Annotated in this window: 1 protein-coding gene; it reads left to right on the forward strand. The window is 73.7% G+C overall.

Annotation, left to right across the window (positions count from 1 at the left end; translation table 11 throughout):
* Positions 1-7 precede the first annotated feature (7 nt).
* Positions 8-20,065, forward strand: coding sequence for a type I polyketide synthase (locus tag JYK04_RS36130; RefSeq protein WP_189748035.1), 20,058 nt, complete (start codon positions 8-10; stop codon positions 20,063-20,065).
* Positions 20,066-20,184: the final 119 nt, after the last annotated feature.

Raw genomic sequence — 20,184 nt, forward strand, 5'->3', positions numbered from 1 at the left:
GTAAGTGATGACCACCCCGAACGAAAAAGTCGTTGAAGCGCTGCGGGCCTCCCTCAAGGAAACCGAGCGGCTGCGCCGCCGGAACCAGGAGCTCACCGACGCCTCCCGCGAACCGATCGCCATCGTCGGCATGAGCTGCCGGTTCCCCGGCGGAATCAGCTCGCCCGAGGACCTGTGGAAGCTCGTCGAGAGCGGCGGTGACGCCATATCGGGCTTCCCCGCCGACCGCGGCTGGGACGTCGAGTCGCTGTACGATCCGGACCCCGACCACCCCGGCACGACCTACGCCCGCCACGGCGGATTCCTTTACGAGGCCCCCGAGTTCGACGCCTCCTTCTTCGGGATCTCCCCGCGCGAGGCCCTCGCCATGGACCCCCAGCAGCGCCTGCTGCTGGAGACCACCTGGGAGGTCTTCGAACGGGCCGGCATCGACCCGGCGACCCTGCGCGGCAGCCGCGCCGGCGTGTTCGTCGGCGCGTCGGCCAACGCCTACGGCGCCGGCTCGGACGAGCTGCCCGACGGGGTCGAGGGGCACCTCCTCACCGGTACCGCCTCCAGCGTCGTCTCCGGCCGGCTCGCCTACGTCTTCGGCCTGGAGGGTCCCGCCGCCACCGTCGACACGGCCTGCTCGTCCTCCTCCGTCGCCCTGCACATGGCCGTCCAGGCCCTGCGCCAGGGGGAGTGCTCGCTGGCCCTCGCCGCCGGCGTGACCGTCCTCGCCGGCCCGGAGGTCTTCGTCGAGTTCAGCCGCCAGCGCGGACTGTCGGCCGACGGCCGCTGCAAGTCCTTCGCCGAGGCGGCCGACGGCACCGGCTGGTCCGAGGGGGTCGGCGTCCTGCTGGTGGAACGCCTCTCCGACGCCCGCCGCAACGGACACCGCGTCCTGGCCGTCGTACGCGGCTCGGCCGTCAACCAGGACGGCGCCTCCAACGGCCTCACCGCCCCCAACGGCCCCGCCCAGCAGCGCGTCATCCGCCAGGCCCTCGAAAGCGCCCGCCTGACCCCCGCCGACGTCGACGCCGTCGAGGCGCACGGCACCGGCACGACCCTGGGCGACCCGATCGAGGCACAGGCACTGCTGGCCACGTACGGCCAGGACCGCCCGGCGGACCGGCCGCTGTGGCTGGGCTCCCTGAAGTCGAACCTCGGACACACCCAGAACACCGCCGGTATCGCGGGCATCATCAAGATGGTCATGGCGATGCGGCACGGCGTGCTGCCCAAGACCCTGCACGTGGACCGGCCGACCTCGCACGTCGACTGGTCGGCGGGCGCGGTCTCGCTGCTCACCGAGCAGCGGGCGTGGCCGCAGACCGGCCGGCCGTACCGGGCCGGCGTCTCCGCGTTCGGCGTCAGCGGCACCAACGTGCACACGATCATCGAGCAGGCGCCGGAGGCCGACCGGGCCCCGGAGCGGACCGACGGCGACGCGGGACCGGAGCCGAAGGTCGTGCCCTGGCTCCTGTCGGCCAAGGGCCAGGACGCCCTGCGCGAGCAGGCGGAGCGCCTGCTGGCCCACGCGGGGGAGCACCCCGGGCTGAGCCCGGTCGACGTCGGCCGGTCGCTGGCGGTCGGCAGGACCGCCTTCGAGGACCGCGCGGCGGTGGTGGCCGCGGACCGTGAGGGTCTGCTGGCCGGCCTCGCGGCGCTGGCGGCGGGCGACGCGCCGGCGGGCGTGGTGAAGGGCTCGCCGGCCGGGGGGAAGACCGCCTTCCTGTTCACGGGGCAGGGCAGCCAGCGCCTGGGCATGGGGCGTGAACTGTACGAGGCCTTCCCGGTGTTCGCGGCGGCGCTGGACGCGGTGTGTGAGCGGTTCGATCTCGAACTGCCGCTGAAGGATGTCCTGTTCGGGGATGACGCGGCGCTGCTGGACGAGACGCGGTTCACCCAGCCGGCGCTGTTCGCGGTCGAGGTGGCGCTGTTCCGGCTGCTGGAGTCGTGGGGGGTGAAGCCGGACTTCCTGTCCGGCCACTCCATCGGTGAGATCGCTGCCGCGCACGTCGCCGGGGTGTTCTCCCTGGACGACGCGTGCACGCTGGTGGCGGCCCGGGGCCGTCTGATGCAGGCGCTGCCGTCCGGTGGTGTGATGATCGCGGTGCAGGCCTCCGAGGACGAGATCCTGCCGCTGCTGACGGACCGGGTGAGCATCGCGGCGGTCAACGGCCCGCGCTCGGTGGTCATCGCCGGTGATGAGGACGCCGCGACGGCGATCGTGGCCGCGTTCTCCGACCGGAAGAGCAAGCGGCTCACCGTCAGCCACGCCTTCCACTCGCCGCACATGGACGGCATGCTGGAGGACTTCCGCGAGGTCGTGGCGGGGCTTACGTACGACAGCCCCCGCATCCCGGTCGTGTCGAACCTGACCGGCGCCCTCGTCTCCGACGAGATGGGCTCGGCCGACTTCTGGGTCCGCCACGTCCGCGAGGCCGTCCGCTTCCTCGACGGCGTCCGCGCCCTGGAGGCCGCCGGGGTGACGACGTACGTCGAGCTCGGGCCCGACGGCGTGCTGTCCGCCCTCGCCCAGGACTGCGTCGCGCAGGACGCCGTCTTCGTCCCCGCGCTCCGCAAGGGCCGCCCCGAGGCGGAGAGCCTCGTCACCGCACTCGCCCGGGCCCACGCCCACGGGATCCGGGTCGACTGGCAGGCCTTCTTCTCCGCCGCCGACGCCCAGCGCGTCGACGACCTGCCCACCTACGCCTTCCAGCGGCAGCGCTACTGGATCGAGCCGGGCACCCGGGCCGGTGACGTGGGCGCGGCCGGGCTCGACGAGGCCGCGCACCCGCTGCTCGGCGCGACCGTCGCGCTCGCCGACTCCGAGGGCTTCGTCTTCACCGCCCTGCTCTCGCCCACCACCCACCCCTGGTTGGTGGACCACCAGGTCATGGGCAGCGTCCTGCTGCCCGGCACGGCCTTCGTCGACCTGGCGATCTGGGCCGGGGACCAGGTCGGCTGCGACGTCGTCGAGGAGCTGACCCTCGAAGCGCCGCTGATCCTGCCCGAACGCGGCGGCGTCCAGCTCCAGATGTACGTGAGCGCGCCCGACGCCGACGGCACGGGCCGACGCGCCTTCGGCCTCTCCTCCCGCCCGAAGGACAGCGCGGCCGACGAGCCCTGGACGCGCCACGCCGGCGGCGTACTGGCCCACGCGCCCGCCTCGGCACCGCCGCGCTTCGCGCCCGTGCAGTGGCCCCCGGCCGGCGCCGAGCCCCTCGCCACGGACGGCCTCTACGCCGACCTCGCCGAGGTCGGGATGGGCTACGGCCCGGCGTTCCGCGGCCTCACCGCGGCCTGGCGGCAGGGCGACAGCGTTTACGCCGAGGTCGCCCTACCCGAGGAATCCGCCGCCGCGGCACGGGACTTCGGCCTCCACCCCGCCCTGCTGGACGCCGCGCTCCACACGCTGGGCCTCGGCGTCCTGGGCGGCACCGAGGGCGAGGGCCGGCTCCCGTTCGCGTGGAGCGGCGTGACCCTCCACGCCACCGGGGCCGACGCCCTGCGCGTGCGCCTCACGCCCCGGGGGACCGACGGCGTCCGCCTTGAGATCGCGGACTCCACGGGCGGGCCCGTCGCGACCGTCGACTCGCTCGTCCTGCGGGCCGTGTCGGCCGAGCAGGTCCAGGCGGCGCGCACCGCCTACCACGAGTCGGTGTTCCGCACCGAGTGGACGGCACTGCCCGCCGCCGCGGACGCCCCGGGTACGCCGGCCGACGGCCGCTGGGCCGCTCTGGGCACCACGGCCCCCGCCGCCCTCCTCCCGGCCGCCCTCCTCCCCACCGCCGACGCGATCCCCGGCTACGCCGACCTGGCCGAGCTGGCGGCGGCCGTCGAGGCCGGAGCGCCCGTACCGGAGGCCGTCTTCGTCGGCTTCGGCCAGGCCACCACCGCCGCCGACGCGAACGCGGACGCGGACGGCCCGGCCACCCCCGAGCTCTCCGCCGAGGCCGTGCACCGGGCCACCCACCAGGCCCTTGCCCTCGCCCGCACCTGGCTCGGCGACGAGCCCTTCACCGGCGACCGGTTCGCCGGCACCCGCCTCGTCGTCCTCACCCGGGGCGCCGTCGCGGCCGGCGCCGACGCCGGAACGGTCTGCGACCCGGTCCACGCGGCCGTCCGGGGCCTGCTGCGCTCCGCGCAGTCCGAGCACCCCGACCGGCTCCTGCTGATCGACACCGACGGCGCGGAGGACTCCGTACGAGCCCTGCCCGCCGCCCTCGCCGCGGGCGAGCCGCAGCTCGCCGTACGTGCCGGCACCCTCCACGCGCTCCGCCTCGCCCGGGTGGCCCGCGAGACCCCCGACCAGCCGAGCGCGGCCGGCCCCGGCCCGGCGTACGCGCCGGAGTCGACCGTGCTGATCACCGGCGCCGGCGGCCTCCTCGGCGGCCTGATCGCCCACCGGCTCGTCGCCGAGCACGGCGTACGGCACCTGCTCCTCGTCGGCCGCCGCGGCGGATCCACCCCCGAGGCACAGCGGCTCGGCGCCGAACTCGCCGCCGAAGGCGCTTCGGTGACCTGGGCCGCCTGCGACGTCGCGGACCGGGACGCGCTGGCGGCCGTACTGGCGGCGATACCCGCCGAGCACCCGCTCGGCGCCGTCATCCACACCGCCGGTGTGCTCGACGACGGCGTGATCACCTCCCTCACCCCCGAGCGCCTGTCGGCCGTCCTGCGGCCCAAGGCCGACGCGGCCGTCAACCTCCACGAACTGACCCGCGACCTCGACCTTTCCGCCTTCGTGCTGTTCTCGTCCATCGGCGGCGCCTTCGGCGGCGCCGGCCAGGGCAACTACGCGGCCGCCAACGTGTTCCTCGACGCGCTCGCCCAGCACCGCCGGTCCCTCGGGCTCCCCGCCACCTCCCTGGCCTGGGCCCTGTGGGCCGACGGCGCGGGCATGGCCGGCAGCCTCACCGACGCCGACATCAGCCGCATGACCCGCGGCGGACTGCCCCCGCTCACCTCCGCGGAGGGCCTCGACCTCTTCGACCTCGCGCACCGGATCGACGAGGCCGCCCCCGTCCTGATGCGCGTCGACCTCGCCGGGCTGCGCCCGCAGGCCCAGGCCGGCACCCTGTCCCCGCTGCTGCGCGGACTCGTACGGGTGCCCAGCCGCCGGCACGCGGGCGGGGCGGCCGCCGCGTCCGGCGCGTCCGGCCTGCGGCAGCGGCTGGCGGGGCTTCCCGCCGCCGAGCAGGACCGTACGCTGCTCGACCTGGTACGCAAGCAGGTCGCCGCGGCCCTGGGCTACCCGGGCGCCGCCGCCGTCGAGCCGGGCCGGTCCTTCAAGGAGCTGGGCTTCGACTCGCTCACCGCCGTCGAACTGCGCAACCTGCTCGGCGAGGCCACCGGCCGCAGGCTGCCCGCCACCCTCGTCTTCGACTACCCGACGGCGACCGCCCTCGCGCAGTACCTCCGCGAGGAGCTGGTCGGCGACCTCGCGGCCGACGCGGGCGCCGACGCCGGCCGGGGCGACCTCCCGGCCCGCCGCCCGGCCGCCGCGAACGCGCGCGCCGTGGACGACGACGACCCGATCGCCGTCGTCGCCATGAGCTGCCGCTTCCCCGGCGGCATCACGTCCCCCGAGGACCTGTGGCGCCTGCTCGCCGAAGGCCGCGACGGCATCACCGCCTTCCCCGCCGACCGGGGCTGGGACCTCGACACCCTCTACAGCGACGACCCCGACCGCGAGGGCACCAGCTACGTCCGCGAGGGCGGGTTCCTCCACGAGGCGGCCGACTTCGACGCCGCCTTCTTCGGGATCTCCCCGCGCGAGGCCCTCGCCATGGACCCCCAGCAGCGCCTGCTGCTGGAGACCACCTGGGAGACCTTCGAGCGCGCCGGCATCGACCCCACCGGCCTGCGCGGCAGCCGCACGGGCGTGTTCATCGGCTCGAACGCCCAGGACTACCTCCAGCTCTGGCTGAACGACGGCGACGGCCTCGAAGGCCACCTCGGCACCGGCAACGCGGCCAGCGTCGTTTCCGGCCGCATCTCCTACTCCTTCGGCCTGGAGGGCCCGGCGGTCACCCTCGACACGGCCTGCTCCTCCTCGCTCGTCACCCTGCACCTCGCGGCCCAGTCGCTGCGCCGGGGCGAGTGCGCGATGGCCCTCGCGGGCGCCGTCACCATCATGTCGACGCCGGGCGCGTTCACCGAGTTCAGCCGCCAGCGCGGGCTCGCCTCGGACGGCCGCATCAAGGCGTTCGCCGCGGCCGCCGACGGCACGATCTGGTCCGAGGGCGTCGGCCTCCTGCTCCTGGAGCGGCTCTCGGACGCCCGCCGCAACGGTCACCCGGTCCTCGCGGTGGTCCGCGGCACGGCCGTCAACCAGGACGGCGCGAGCAACGGACTCACCGCCCCCAACGGCCCCTCGCAGCAGCGCGTCATCCGCGAAGCCCTCGCCGACGCCGGTCTGACCGCCGGGGACGTGGACGCCGTCGAGGCCCACGGCACGGGTACGCGGCTCGGCGACCCGATCGAGGCGCAGGCGCTGCTGGCCACCTACGGGCAGGACCGGCCGGCGGACCAGCCGCTGCTGCTCGGCTCCGTGAAGTCGAACATCGGGCACACGCAGGCCGTGGCCGGTGTCGCCGGTGTGATCAAGATGGTCATGGCGATGCGGCACGGCGTACTCCCGCAGACGCTCCACATCGACGAGCCGACCCCCTACGTGGACTGGTCGGCCGGAGACATCGAGCTCCTCACCGAGCAGCGCGCGTGGCCCGAGACCGGGCGCCCGCGCCGGGCGGGCATCTCGTCCTTCGGCTACAGCGGCACCAACGCCCACGCCGTCATCGAGCAGGCACCGCAGCACACGAGCGAACCGACGCCCGCGACCCCGGCCGGGCCGGGACTCCCAGTGCTGCCGTGGCTCGTCTCCGGCCGCACCCCGTCCGCCCTGCGGGCCCAGGCGGAACGCCTGCACCCGGCCGCGGCCGACGCACTGGCGGAGTCCGGCACCCGGGGCGCACTCGACCTCGGCATCTCCCTCGCCACGCACCGCGCCGCGCTGGAACACCGCGCGGTCCTCATCGGCGCACCGTCGGACGGCGAGACCCTCCTCGGGCGCCTGGCGGCCCTGGCCGCCGGCGAGCAGGTGCCGGGGCTGGTGCGGGGCGCGGTGTCGGGTGGGGGACTGGCGTTCCTGTTCACGGGGCAGGGCAGCCAGCGCCTCGGGATGGGGCGTGAGCTGTACGACGCCTTCCCGGTGTTCGCGGCCGCGCTGGACGCGGTGTGCGAGCACTTCGACTCGCAGCTTGAACTGCCGCTGAAGGACGTCCTGTTCGGGGATGACGCGGCTGTGCTGGACCGTACGGAGTACACGCAGCCGGCGCTGTTCGCGGTCGAGGTGGCGCTGTTCCGGCTCGTCGAGAGCTGGGGTCTGCGGCCGGACTTCGTGTCCGGGCACTCGATCGGTGAGATCGCTGCCGCGCATGTGGCCGGGGTGTTCTCGCTGGAGGACGCGTGCGCGCTGGTGGCGGCCCGTGGCCGTCTGATGCAGGCGCTGCCGTCCGGTGGTGTGATGATCGCGGTGCAGGCGTCGGAGGACGAGGTTCTGCCGCTGCTCACGGACCGCGTGAGCATCGCGGCGATCAACGGCCCCCGGTCGGTGGTCATTGCGGGTGACGAGGACGCGGCGGTCGCGATCGCGGAGTCGTTCTCCGACCGCAAGTCCAAGCGGCTGACGGTCAGTCACGCATTCCACTCGCCGCACATGGACGGCATGCTGGAGGACTTCCGCCGGGTGGTGCAGGGGCTGTCGTTCGAGGCCCCGCGTATTCAGGTCGTGTCGAACCTGACAGGCTCGGTCGTCTCGGACGAGATGGGTTCGGCGGAGTTCTGGGTGCGGCACGTCCGTGAGGCGGTCCGCTTCCTCGATGGCGTCCGGGCTCTGGAAGCGGCCGGCGTGACGACGTTCGTGGAGCTGGGCCCGGACGGCGTGCTGTCCGCGCTCGCCCAGGACTGCCTGACCGGTGACGCGGACGTTGCGTTCGTCCCGGTCCTGCGCGCGGGCCGTGGTGAGCCGGAGACCGTGGTCACCGCCTTGGCGCAGGCTCATGTGCGGGGTGTGGAGGTGGACTGGTCCGTCTTCTTCGCCGGTACGGGCGCGGAGCGCGTGGACCTCCCGACGTACGCCTTCCAGCGGCAGCGCTACTGGCCGGAGACGATCCTGTCCGGCGCGGTCGTTGCAGCCGCGCCCGCCGTGGACGCGGTGGACAGCAGGTTCTGGGACGCCGTGGAGCGCGGCGATCTCACCTCGCTGGCGTCCGAACTGGAGGTGGACGGCGACGCACGCTTCAGCGACCTCGTTCCCGCGCTGTCGGCATGGCGTCGGCAGGGCCAGGAGCAGTCCGAGATCGATGGCTGGCGCTACCGGGTGTCGTGGAAGCCGCTGACGGATGCCGTGGGCGCTGGCGCGCGGTTGTCGGGGCTGTGGCTGGTGGTGGTTCCCTCCGATGGCGTGGATGACGCGGTTGTGGTGGGTGCGCTGGCCGGGCGCGGCGCTGAGGTCCGCCGGGTTGTCGTCGAGGCTGACGTCGATCGTGCGGCTTTGGCTGGGCTGTTGTCTGGTGCGGGTTCTGTTGCTGGTGTGGTGTCGCTTCTGGCTTTGGATGAGGCTGCTGGGGTCGTCGCGACGGCTGGTTTGGTGCAGGCGTTGGGTGATGTCGGGGTGGAGGCGCCGCTGTGGTGCCTGACTCGTGGTGCGGTGAGTGTGGGCCGTTCTGACCGCCTGTCGTCGGCGGTCCAGGCTCAGACTTGGGGTCTCGGCCGTGTGGCTGCCCTTGAGGTTCCCGGGCGCTGGGGTGGTCTCGTCGACCTGCCTGAGGTGTGGGACGAGCGGGCGATGTCCCGTCTGGTGGGTGTGCTGGCTTCTGCTGGTGAGGACCAGGTCGCGGTGCGTTCGTCCGGTGTGTTCGGGCGTCGGCTGGTCCGTGCCGCGAGCGGCGGCACGGACTCATGGGCGCCGTCCGGGACCGTTCTGGTCACGGGTGGTACGGGTGCTCTGGGTGGCCGGGTCGCTCGTTGGCTGGCCGGTGCGGGTGCCGAGCGTCTGGTGATGACCAGCCGTCGTGGCCTTGACGCTCCGGGTGCCGCCGAACTGGTGGCGGAGCTGTCCGGGCTGGGTGTTGAGGTGTCGGTCGTGGCGTGTGACGCCTCCGACCGGGATGCCCTGCGTGCGCTCCTGGAGGCTGAGGCCGACACGCTCACGGCGGTCGTTCACACGGCCGGGATCCTCGATGACGGTGTCCTCGACGCCCTCACCCCCGACCGCTTTGAGAGCGTGCTGCGGGCGAAGGCGACCTCCGCTCTCAACCTGCACGAGCTGACCGTCGAGCTTGGTATCGAGCTCTCCGCGTTCGTGCTGTTCTCCTCCATGAGCGGCACGATCGGCGCTGCTGGCCAGGCCAACTACGCCGCCGCGAACGCCTACCTCGACGCCCTCGCCGAGCAGCGGCGCGCCGCCGGGCTGGCCGCTACCTCGATCGCGTGGGGCCCGTGGGCCGAAGGCGGTATGGCCGCCGACGAGGCCCTTGAGGCCCGGATGCGCCGGGGCGGTGTCCCGCCCATGAACGCCGATCTCGCGATCACCGCGCTCCGGCAGGCCGTCGGCTCCGACGACGCGGCGCTGACGATCGTCGACTTCGACTGGGCGAAGTTCGTGCCCGGGTTCACGGCGGTACGCGCCGACAGGCTGCTCACCGATCTGCCGGAGGCCGAAGCCGTCATCCGCGCTTCCGAGCCCACGGGCGCCCGCACCGAGCGTTCGGGTTCGTCGCTCGCCGCGCACCTCCGGAGCATGTCGGACAGCGACCGCGAGCCGTTCCTCCTCGACCTCGTGCGCACGCAGGTCGCCGAGGTTCTCGGGCACTCCGGTGCCCAGGACGTCGAGCCGGGACGGGCCTTCCGCGAGATCGGATTCGACTCGCTCACCGCCGTCGAACTCCGCAACCGCCTCGGCGCGGCCACCGAACTGCGGCTGCCGGCCACGCTCGTCTACGACTACCCGACCCCGGCCGCACTCGCCGCCAACCTGCTCTCCGAACTCCTCGGCGCACAGGTCGAGGTGACCGGCCCGGTGGCCACGGCGATCGACGACGACCCCATCGCGATCGTCGCGATGAGCTGCCGCTTCCCCGGCGGGGTGCGCAACCCCGAAGACCTCTGGCAGCTGCTGGCCACCGGCTCGGACGCGATCTCGGACCTTCCCCTCGACCGCGGTTGGGACCTCGATGCCCTGTACGACGCCGACCCGAGCGCGCAGGGCACCTCGTACGCCCGTCAGGGCGGCTTCCTCTACGACGCCGCCGACTTCGACGCCGACTTCTTCGGGATCTCGCCGCGCGAGGCCCTCGCCATGGACCCCCAGCAGCGGCTCCTCCTGGAGACCTCCTGGGAGGCCTTCGAGCGGGCCGGGATCGACCCCGAGACGCTGCGCGGCAGCCAGGCCGGCGTTTTCGTCGGCACCAACGGCCAGGACTACCTCTCCGTCCTCCTGGAGGAACCGGAGGGCCTTGAGGGGCACTTGGGCACGGGCAACGCCGCGAGTGTCGTGTCCGGCCGACTGTCGTACGTGTTCGGGCTGGAGGGCCCGGCGGTGACGATAGACACGGCGTGTTCGTCGTCGCTGGTCGCCCTGCACTGGGCGATCCAGGCCCTGCGCAACGGCGAGTGCTCGCTGGCGCTGGCCGGTGGCGTCACCGTCATGTCGACGCCCGGCACGTTCATCGAGTTCAGCCGCCAGCGCGGCCTGGCCGCAGACGGTCGTATCAAGGCGTTCGCCGCGGCTGCCGATGGTACGGGTTGGGGTGAGGGTGTCGGCATGCTGCTCGTGGAGCGGCTGTCGGACGCGCGCCGCAACGGTCACCCGGTTCTCGCGGTGGTCCGGGGTTCGGCGATCAACCAGGACGGTGCGAGCAACGGCCTGACCGCCCCCAACGGCCCCTCCCAGCAGCGGGTCATCCGACAGGCCCTCGCGAGCGCCGGCCTCTCGGCCGCCGAGGTCGACGCGGTCGAGGCACACGGCACGGGCACGACCCTGGGTGACCCCATCGAGGCGCAGGCGCTGCTGGCCACCTACGGCCAGGACCGCGCGGCGGAACAGCCGCTGCTGCTGGGCTCCATCAAGTCCAACATCGGTCACACCCAGGCCGCCGCCGGCGTCGCGGGCGTCATCAAGATGGTGTTGGCCATGCAGCACGGGGTGCTGCCGCAGAGCCTCCACATCGACGAGCCGTCGCCGCAGGTGGACTGGGAGGCGGGCGACGTCGCCCTGCTCACCGAGCAGCGCGCGTGGCCCGAGACCGGGCGTCCGCGCCGGGCCGGTGTCTCGTCGTTCGGCTTCAGCGGCACCAACGCCCACACGATCATCGAGCAGGCGCCGCTGTCGCAGGCGGAGGAAGAGCCCGAGGACGCCGGGTCGGTGGATCCGGGCCTCCGGCCCCTGCCGCTGGTGATCTCGGCGAAGAGCGACGCGGGACTCCGCGCCCAGGCCGACAGCCTGCGCGAGCGGCTGCTCTCGGACCCCGCTCTCCGTCCGGCCGACGTCGGCAGGACGCTGGCGACCGGACGTTCGGCGTTCGGCGAGCGGGCGGCGGTGGTGGCCGCGGACCGTGAGGGTCTGCTGGCCGGCCTCGCGGCGCTGGCGGCGGGCGACGCGTCGGCGGGCGTGGTGAAGGGCTCGCCGGCCGGGGGGAAGACCGCCTTCCTGTTCACGGGGCAGGGCAGCCAGCGCCTCGCCATGGGGCGTGAGCTGTACGAGGCCCACCCGGTGTTCGCGGCCGCGCTGGACGCGGTGTGCGCGCGGTTCGACCTCGAACTGTCGCTGAAGGACGTCCTGTTCGGCGACGACGCGGCTGCGCTGGACCGTACGGAGTACACCCAGCCGGCGCTGTTCGCGGTCGAGGTGGCGTTGTTCCGGCTCGTCGAGAGCTGGGGCCTGAGGCCGGACTTCCTGTCAGGCCACTCGATCGGCGAGATCGCGGCCGCGCACGTCGCGGGTGTCTTCTCTCTGGACGACGCTTGCACGCTGGTGGCGGCCCGTGGCCGCCTGATGCAGGCACTGCCCGCCGGCGGGGCGATGATCGCCCTCCAGGCCTCGGAGGACGAGGTCCTGCCGCTGCTGACCGACCGGGTGAGCCTCGCGGCGGTCAACGGCCCACAGGCCGTTGTGATCGCGGGTGATGAGGACGCGGCGGTCGCGATCGCGGAGTCGTTCGCCGACCGCAAGTCCAAGCGGCTGACGGTCAGCCACGCGTTCCACTCACCGCACATGGACGGCATGCTCGACGCATTCCGCGAGGTCGTCGAAGGGCTGTCCTTCGGCGCCCCCCGCATCCCGGTCGTCTCCAACCTGACTGGTGCACTGGTCACCGGCGAGATGGCCTCGGCGGAGTTCTGGGTGCGGCACGTCCGCGAGGCGGTCCGCTTCCTCGACGGCATCCGCGCCCTGGAGGGCGCGGGCGTGACGACGTACGTCGAGCTCGGCCCCGACGGTGTTCTCTCGGCTCTCGGCCAGGAGTGCCTCAGCGTCGGCGGGGCGGCGTTCGCTCCCGTCGTACGGAAGGGCCGTCCTGAGACCGAGACGGCGATGGCCGCTCTGGCGCAGAGCCATGTCCGTGGGATCCACGTCGACTGGCAGGCGGTCTACGGAACGGGCGCCGTCCGGGTCGACCTGCCGACGTACGCCTTCCAGCGCCGGCGGTACTGGCCGGAGACGGCTCTCGTGCGACGCGGTGACGTGATCACTCGGTCGGACATCGACGGCTGGCGTTACCAGGTGTCGTGGAAGCCGCTGACCGTGTCGGGCGGGACGCTGGGTGGCGAGTGGGTCGTTGTCGCGGGCGAGGACGAGTCCTTGGCCGCTGGTGTGGTGGATGCGCTGGCCGGGGGTGGGGCTGAGGTCCGCCTGGTTGTTGTTGAGCCGGGTACGGATCGTGCGGCTCTGGCTGGGCTGTTGTCCGGTGCGGGTGCCGTCGCTGGTGTGGTGTCGCTGCTCGCGCTGGATGAGTCGGCCGGAGTCGTCGCCACGGCTGGTTTGGTGCAGGCGTTGGGTGATGCCGGGGTGGAGGCGCCGCTGTGGTGCCTGACCCGTGGTGCGGTGAGTGTGGGCAGGTCGGATCGTCTGGTGTCGGCCGTCCAGGCTCAGGTCTGGGGTCTCGGCCGTGTGGCCGCTCTGGAGATTCCGGGGCGCTGGGGTGGTCTGGTTGACCTGCCTGAGGTGTGGGACGAGCGGGCGATGTCTCGCCTGGTGGGTGTGCTGGGCGGTGCTGGTGAGGACCAGGTCGCGGTGCGGTCGTCCGGGGTCTTCGGACGCCGGCTCGTACGGGCGACCGGTGGTGCTGCGTCCACGTCATGGACGCCGTCCGGCACCGTTCTGGTGACCGGTGGTACGGGTGCTCTGGGTGGCCGGGTCGCTCGTTGGCTGGCCGGTGCGGGCGCGGAGCGTCTGGTGCTGACCAGCCGTCGGGGCGCTGACGCTCCGGGTGCGGCTGAGCTGGTGGCGGAGCTGTCGGGGCTGGGTGTTGAGGTGTCGGTCGTGGCGTGTGACGCCTCCGACCGGGATGCCCTGCGCGTGCTGCTGGAGGCTGAGGCCGACACGCTCACGGCGGTCGTTCACACGGCCGGGATCCTCGATGACGGTGTCCTCGACGCCCTCACCCCCGACCGCTTTGAGAGCGTGCTGCGGGCGAAGGCGACCTCCGCTCTCAACCTGCACGAGCTGACCGTCGAGCTTGGTATCGAGCTCTCCGCGTTCGTGCTGTTCTCCTCCATGACCGGCACCATCGGTACCGCCGGCCAGGCCAACTACGCCGCCGCGAACGCCTACCTCGACGCCCTCGCCGAGCAGCGGCGCGCCGCCGGGCTGGCCGCCACCTCGATCGCGTGGGGTCCCTGGGCCGAAGGTGGCATGGCCGCCGACGAGGCGCTGGACGCCCGGATGCGGCGGGGTGGCGTGCCGCCCATGAACGCCGAATCGGCCATCGAGGCCCTTCACCGGGCCCTCGGCGCGAACGACACCGCCGTCACCGTCGTGGACGTGGACTGGGGCCGATTCGCCCCCGGCTTCACCGCCGTGCGCCCCAGCAGCCTCCTCGCCGAACTGCCCGAGGCCCGCAACGCCCTCGCCCCGCGCGCGGGCGACGGCGACGAAGGCCGGACCGGCGACAGGACGCCCGATGGCCGCCACTCCCTCGTACAGCGGCTGGCGGGGCTCTCCGCCGCCGAGCGGGACCGGGCGCTGCTCGATCTCGTGCGCAAGGAGGTCGCCGCGGTCCTCGGCCACGCCGGCGCGGAGAGCGTCGGCGCGGGACGGGCGTTCAAGGAGCTCGGTTTCGACTCCCTGACGGCTGTCGAGCTGCGCAACCGCCTGGGTGCGGCCACCGGGCTCCGGCTCCCGGCCACGCTGATCTACGACTACCCGACCTCCGCCGACCTGGCGGAGCACCTGCTCGGCGAACTGCTCGGCACGGAGGCCGAGGTGGCCGCCCTCGCCCCGGTGGCGAGGGCCGTGGACGACGACCCGATCGCGATCGTCGCGATGAGCTGCCGCTTCCCGGGCGGTGTCCGCACCCCCGAGGACCTCTGGCAGCTGCTGGCCACCGGCGGCGACGCCATCGGTGAGTTCCCGGCCGACCGCGGCTGGGACGCCGAGTCACTGTTCGGGCCGCGGTCCGAGCAGGACACCTCCTACGCCCGTGAGGGTGGATTCCTCTACGACGTCGCGCAGTTCGACCCCGGCTTCTTCGGGATCTCGCCGCGCGAGGCCCTCGCCATGGACCCCCAGCAGCGGCTGCTCCTGGAGACCTCCTGGGAGGCCTTCGAGCGGGCCGGTATCGACCCGTCGTCGATGCGCGGCACGCAGGCCGGCGTGTTCGTCGGCACCAACGGCCAGGACTACCTCTCGCTCGTGCTCAACTCCGCCGACGGAGGCGACGGGTTCATGAGCACCGGCAACTCCGCGAGCGTCGTCTCCGGGCGGCTCTCCTACGTGTTCGGTCTCGAAGGCCCGGCCGTCACCGTCGACACCGCGTGCTCGGCGTCGCTCGTGGCCCTGCACCTCGCGGTGCAGGCGCTCCGGAGCGGCGAGTGCTCGATCGCTCTCGCCGGCGGTGTCACCGTGATGTCCACGCCGGGGGCGTTCGTCGAGTTCAGCCGACAGGGCGGGCTCGCCGCCGACGGCCGTATCAAGGCGTTCGCGGCGGCTGCCGACGGTACGGGCTGGGGCGAGGGTGTCGGCATGCTGCTCGTGGAGCGGCTGTCGGATGCCCGGCGCAACGGTCACCCGGTGCTCGCGGTGGTCCGGGGTTCGGCGATCAACCAGGACGGTGCGAGCAACGGTCTGACGGCGCCCAACGGCCCCTCTCAGCAGCGGGTCATCCGCCAGGCCCTGGCGAGTGCGGGTCTGTCGGCCGCCGAGGTGGACGCGGTGGAGGCGCACGGTACGGGTACCCGGCTCGGGGATCCGATCGAGGCGCAGGCGCTGCTGGCGACGTACGGCCAGGAGCGTCCGGGCGACCAGCCGCTCCTGCTGGGCTCCATCAAGTCCAACATCGGTCACACGCAGGCCGCCGCCGGTGTCGCTGGCGTCATCAAGATGGTGCTCGCAATGCAGCACGGGGTGCTCCCGCAGACCCTGCACGTCAACGAGCCCACCCCGCACGTCGACTGGACGGCGGGCGACATCGCCCTCCTCACCGAGCAGCGCGCGTGGCCGGAGACCGGCCGTCCGCGCCGGGCCGGCATCTCCTCCTTCGGCGTGAGCGGTACGAACGCGCACACCATCCTGGAGCAGGCACCGGAGGTCCCCGAGGCGGTGGAGGCCGCGAGCCCCGCCCCGTGGCCGTGGATCCTGTCGGGCAGGACCGAAGCCGCCCTGCGTGACCAGGCGGTCCGACTCCTGGCGCACCTCGCCGGGGACGGCGAGCCGCGTCCGGTGGACGTCGGCCACTCGCTCGCGACCGGCCGGGCGCTGCTCGACCACCGCGCCGTGCTCGTGGCGGGGGAGCGGGAGGAGTACCGCGAGGCGCTGACCGCGCTGGCTGCGGGCGACTCCGCCGCCGCAGTCACCCGTGGCGTGGCGGGCGCCGAACAGCAGGTGGCGTTCCTGTTCACCGGGCAGGGCAGCCAGCGGCTCGGGATGGGGCGTGAGCTGTACGACGCTCACCCGGTGTTCGCGGACGCGCTGGACGGGATCTGCGCCCACATGGACGCGCACCTCGAACTGCCGCTGAAGCAGGTGCTGTTCGACGTTGAAGCGGAGCTGCTGGACCGTACGGGGTACACGCAGCCCGCGTTGTTCGCGGTCGAGGTGGCGCTGTTCCGGCTCGTGGAGAGCTGGGGTCTGCGGCCGGACTTCCTGTCCGGGCATTCCATCGGTGAGATCGCCGCGGCGCACGTGGCCGGGGTGTTCTCCCTGGAGGACGCCTGCACGCTGGTCGCGGCCCGCGGCCGCCTGATGCAGGAACTGCCGTCCGGCGGCGTGATGATCGCCGTCCAGGCCTCGGAGGAGGAGATCCTGCCGCTGCTGACGGACCGTGTCAGCATCGCGGCCGTCAACGGTCCGCTGTCGGTCGTGGTGGCCGGTGACGAGGATGCGGCGGCCGCGGTCGCGGCCGCGTTCCCCGACCGCAAGTCCAAGCGGCTCACCGTGAGCCACGCGTTCCACTCGCCGCACATGGACGGCATGCTGGCCGACTTCCGCAAGGTCGCCGAGGGGATCACGTACGGCAGCCCCCGCATCCCGGTCGTCTCCAACCTGACCGGCGTCCTCGTCACTGACGAGATGGGCTCCGCCGACTTCTGGGTCCGCCACGTCCGCGACGCCGTCCGCTTCCTCGACGGCATCCGCGCCCTCGAAGCCGCCGGGGTGACGACGTACGTCGAGCTCGGCCCCGACGGCGTGCTCTCCGCCCTCGCCCAGGACTGTGTGACGGCGGACGCCACGTTCGTGCCCCTGCTCCGCAAGGGACGGGCCGAAGCCGAGACGCTCGTCACCGCCCTCGGGCGGGCCCACGTCCACGGCGTCACCGTCGACTGGTCGGCCTTCTACTCCGGTTCCGGCGCCCGGCGCGTCGACCTGCCCACGTACGCCTTCCAGCACGAGCGTTACTGGGTCGACTCGTTCGTCGCGCCGGAGGACGCCGCCTCGCTCGGCGTCGAGCCGGCCGGGCACCCCCTGCTCGGCGCGGCGGTCGAGCTTCCGGACACGGGCGGGTTCCTGTTCACCGGCCGGCTCTCCCGCCGTACGCACCCGTGGCTGGCCGATCACGTCGTGGCCGACTCGGTGGTCGTGCCCGGCGCGGCCTTCGTCGAACTGGCCCTGCGGGCCGGGGACGAGGCCGGATGCGGGCAGGTGCGGGAGCTGGCCCTGGAGGCGCCGCTCGTGCTCCCCGAGGACGGGGCCGTACAGCTCCGGCTCACCGTGGGCGGCGCGGACGACGACGGACGCCGCTCCGTGCAGGTGCACAGCCGTCCGGAGGCGACCGACGGCGACGCCCCGGACGGCGCGGCCTGGTCCCGGCACGCCACCGGGTTCCTCACGGCGACCGGTGAAACGGCCGCCGCCGACGCCACCGGGCCGTGGCCGCCCACCGGCGCCGAGGAAGTCTCCACCGAGGCGGTCTACGACCGGCTCACGGCGGCCGGGCTCCACCACGGGCCCGCTCTGAAGACCCTGACCCGGGTCTGGGTGCGGGGCGACGAGGTCTTCGCGCAGGCACGGCTGTCCGGTGAACCGCACGCCCCGACGGGCGGGTTCGCCCTTCACCCGGCGCTGCTCGACACCGCCGTGCAGGCGCTGGCGGCCGTGGGCGCCGCCGGCCGCGAGCCGCTGACCTGGCACGGAGTACGGCTGCACGCGGCCGGAGCGGACGCGCTGCGCCTGCGGATCACCCCCGACGGCACGGACACCGTGTCCGTCGAGCTGGCCGACGAGCAGGGCGCGCCCGTCGCGTCGGTCGAGGCCCTGGTGACCCGGCACATCGACGTCGAGCGGTTCACGGTGGCCCCGGAAGGCGCGCACGACGCGCTGTTCCGGCTCGACTGGGTCCGTACGCCGGTGCCGGCCCGGCCGGCCGCCACGACCCTGGTGGTCATCGGCGACGCCGACGGTGGCGACGCCGCCGGTCAGTCGCTCCTCGCCGCCGCCCTCGAGGGCGCGGGCGTCCCCGTCGCGAAGTACGAGGACCTCGCCGCGCTCGACGAGGCCGTCACGGCCGGCCGGCAGCCGGTGCCCGGCACCGTGGTCGTGCCGTTCATGACGGCCACCGGCACCCCGGCCGAGCAGGCCGGCGCCCTCCTCGCGCAGGAGGTACGCGACGTGACGCACCGGGCGCTCGCGGCCGTGCAGGGCTGGCTGGACAACGGCCGGTTCGCCGGCGCGCGCCTCGCCCTCGTCACCAGGGGTGCCGTGGCCGCCCACACCGACGCCGAGGCCGGCGACCTCGCCCACGCCCCGGTGTGGGGCCTGCTGCGAGCCGCGCAGACCGAGCACCCCGACCGGTTCGTCCTCGTCGACCTCGATGACGCGGACCTCTCCGGCCGGGCCCTCGCGGGCGCCCTCGCGACGGACGAACCCGAACTGGCCGTACGGGGCGGGGCGCTGTACGCACCCCGTCTCGCCCGGGTCGGTGCCCAGGCGCCGGCCGACGGCGACGCGGTGTCCCGTATCGACACGCGCGGCACCGTCCTGGTCACCGGGGCCGGCGGCGGACTCGCCGGTCTCCTCGCCCGCCACCTGGTCGCCGAACACGGGGTACGGCACCTGCTGCTCACGGGCCGCAGGGGCGCCGACACCGACACCGCCGCCGAACTCACCGAACAGCTGGGCGCGCTGGGTGCCCAGGTCACGTGGGCGGCGTGCGACGTCGCCGACCGGGACGCGCTGGCCGCGCTGCTGGCCTCCGTACCGGCCGAGCGTCCGCTGACGGCGGTCGTGCACACAGCGGCCGTTCTGGACGACGGCGTCGTCGACCTGCTCACCCCCGAGCGGGTGGACCGGGTCATGCGGCCCAAGGTCGACGGGGCGCTCCACCTGCACGAGCTGACGCGTCACCTCGACCTGTCGGCGTTCGTCCTCTTCTCCGCCGCCGCCGGTACCCTCGGCGGCGCGGGTCAGGCCAACTACGCGGCGGCGAACGTCTTCCTCGACGCCCTCGCCCGGCACCGCCGGGCCCACGGTCTCACCGCGCTGTCCCTGGTGTGGGGCATGTGGGCCGAGGAACGCGGCATGGCGGGTCGGCTCACCGAGGCGGAGCGGGCACGCGCCGCGCGCGGCGGTGTCGCACCGCTGTCGGCGCGGGAGGGCCTGGCGCTCTTCGACCTGGCCCTGGCGGCGGACGACGAGCCGGTCCTGCTGCCGGTCGGGATCGACCTGCCGACCCTGCGGGCCCGGGCCGCGGACGGCGGGATCCTGCCGATGTTCCGCGGTCTGGTCCGGACCCCGGTACGGCATCGGCGGCCGGCGGCCACGGCACCCGGCGCGCACCGTGCCGAGGAGGCCACCGCGGCCACCGGGGCGGGCGAGCTGACACTGGCGCAGCGGCTGGCCGAGCTGTCGGCCGCCGAACGGGAGCGGACCGTACTGAACCTGGTACGGGGCCAGGTGGCCGCCGTCCTCGGGTACAAGTCGGCGGAACACGTCGGCGAGGAGCAGGCGTTCAAGGAGCTGGGCTTCGACTCGCTGACCGCGGTCGAACTGCGCAACCGGCTCGGCGCGGCCGCCGGGCTCCGGCTGCCGGCCACCCTCGTGTACGACTACCCGAACCCGGCCGCCCTCGCCCGGCAGCTGCTGAGCGAGGTCGCCCCCGAGGGCACGGGCGGGCGCAAGCTCTCCGTACTGGAGGAACTCGACCGCCTGGAAAGCACCTTCGCCTCGCTCGACCCGACGGAACTGTCCGACGCGGCCGGCGACGACGCGGCCCACGCACGCGTCGCGGTGCGTCTCCAGACCCTGCTGGCGCAGTGGAACGACGCCCGTCGGACGGAAGGCGACAGCGCGGCCGACGCGATCGAGGACGCGAGCGACGACGAACTGTTCGCCCTCATCGACAAGAAGTTCGGCCAGGGCTGAACCCCAGCCACCCCCAGGCCGTACCGCCGGAACCCCTGTTCCGGCGGTACGGCCACGGGCTTCCCGAATTTCCTCAAATATCCTCGGGTCCCCCTGACTCCCCTGAACTCCCCTGAATT

The organism is Streptomyces nojiriensis (genome assembly GCF_017639205.1).
GTDB lineage: Bacteria > Actinomycetota > Actinomycetes > Streptomycetales > Streptomycetaceae > Streptomyces > Streptomyces nojiriensis.

Coding starts and splice junctions, on each gene's coding strand:
- JYK04_RS36130 (WP_189748035.1), top strand. CDS start 8: ATGACCACCCCGAACGAAAAAGTCGTTGAAGCGCTGCGGGCCTCCCTC.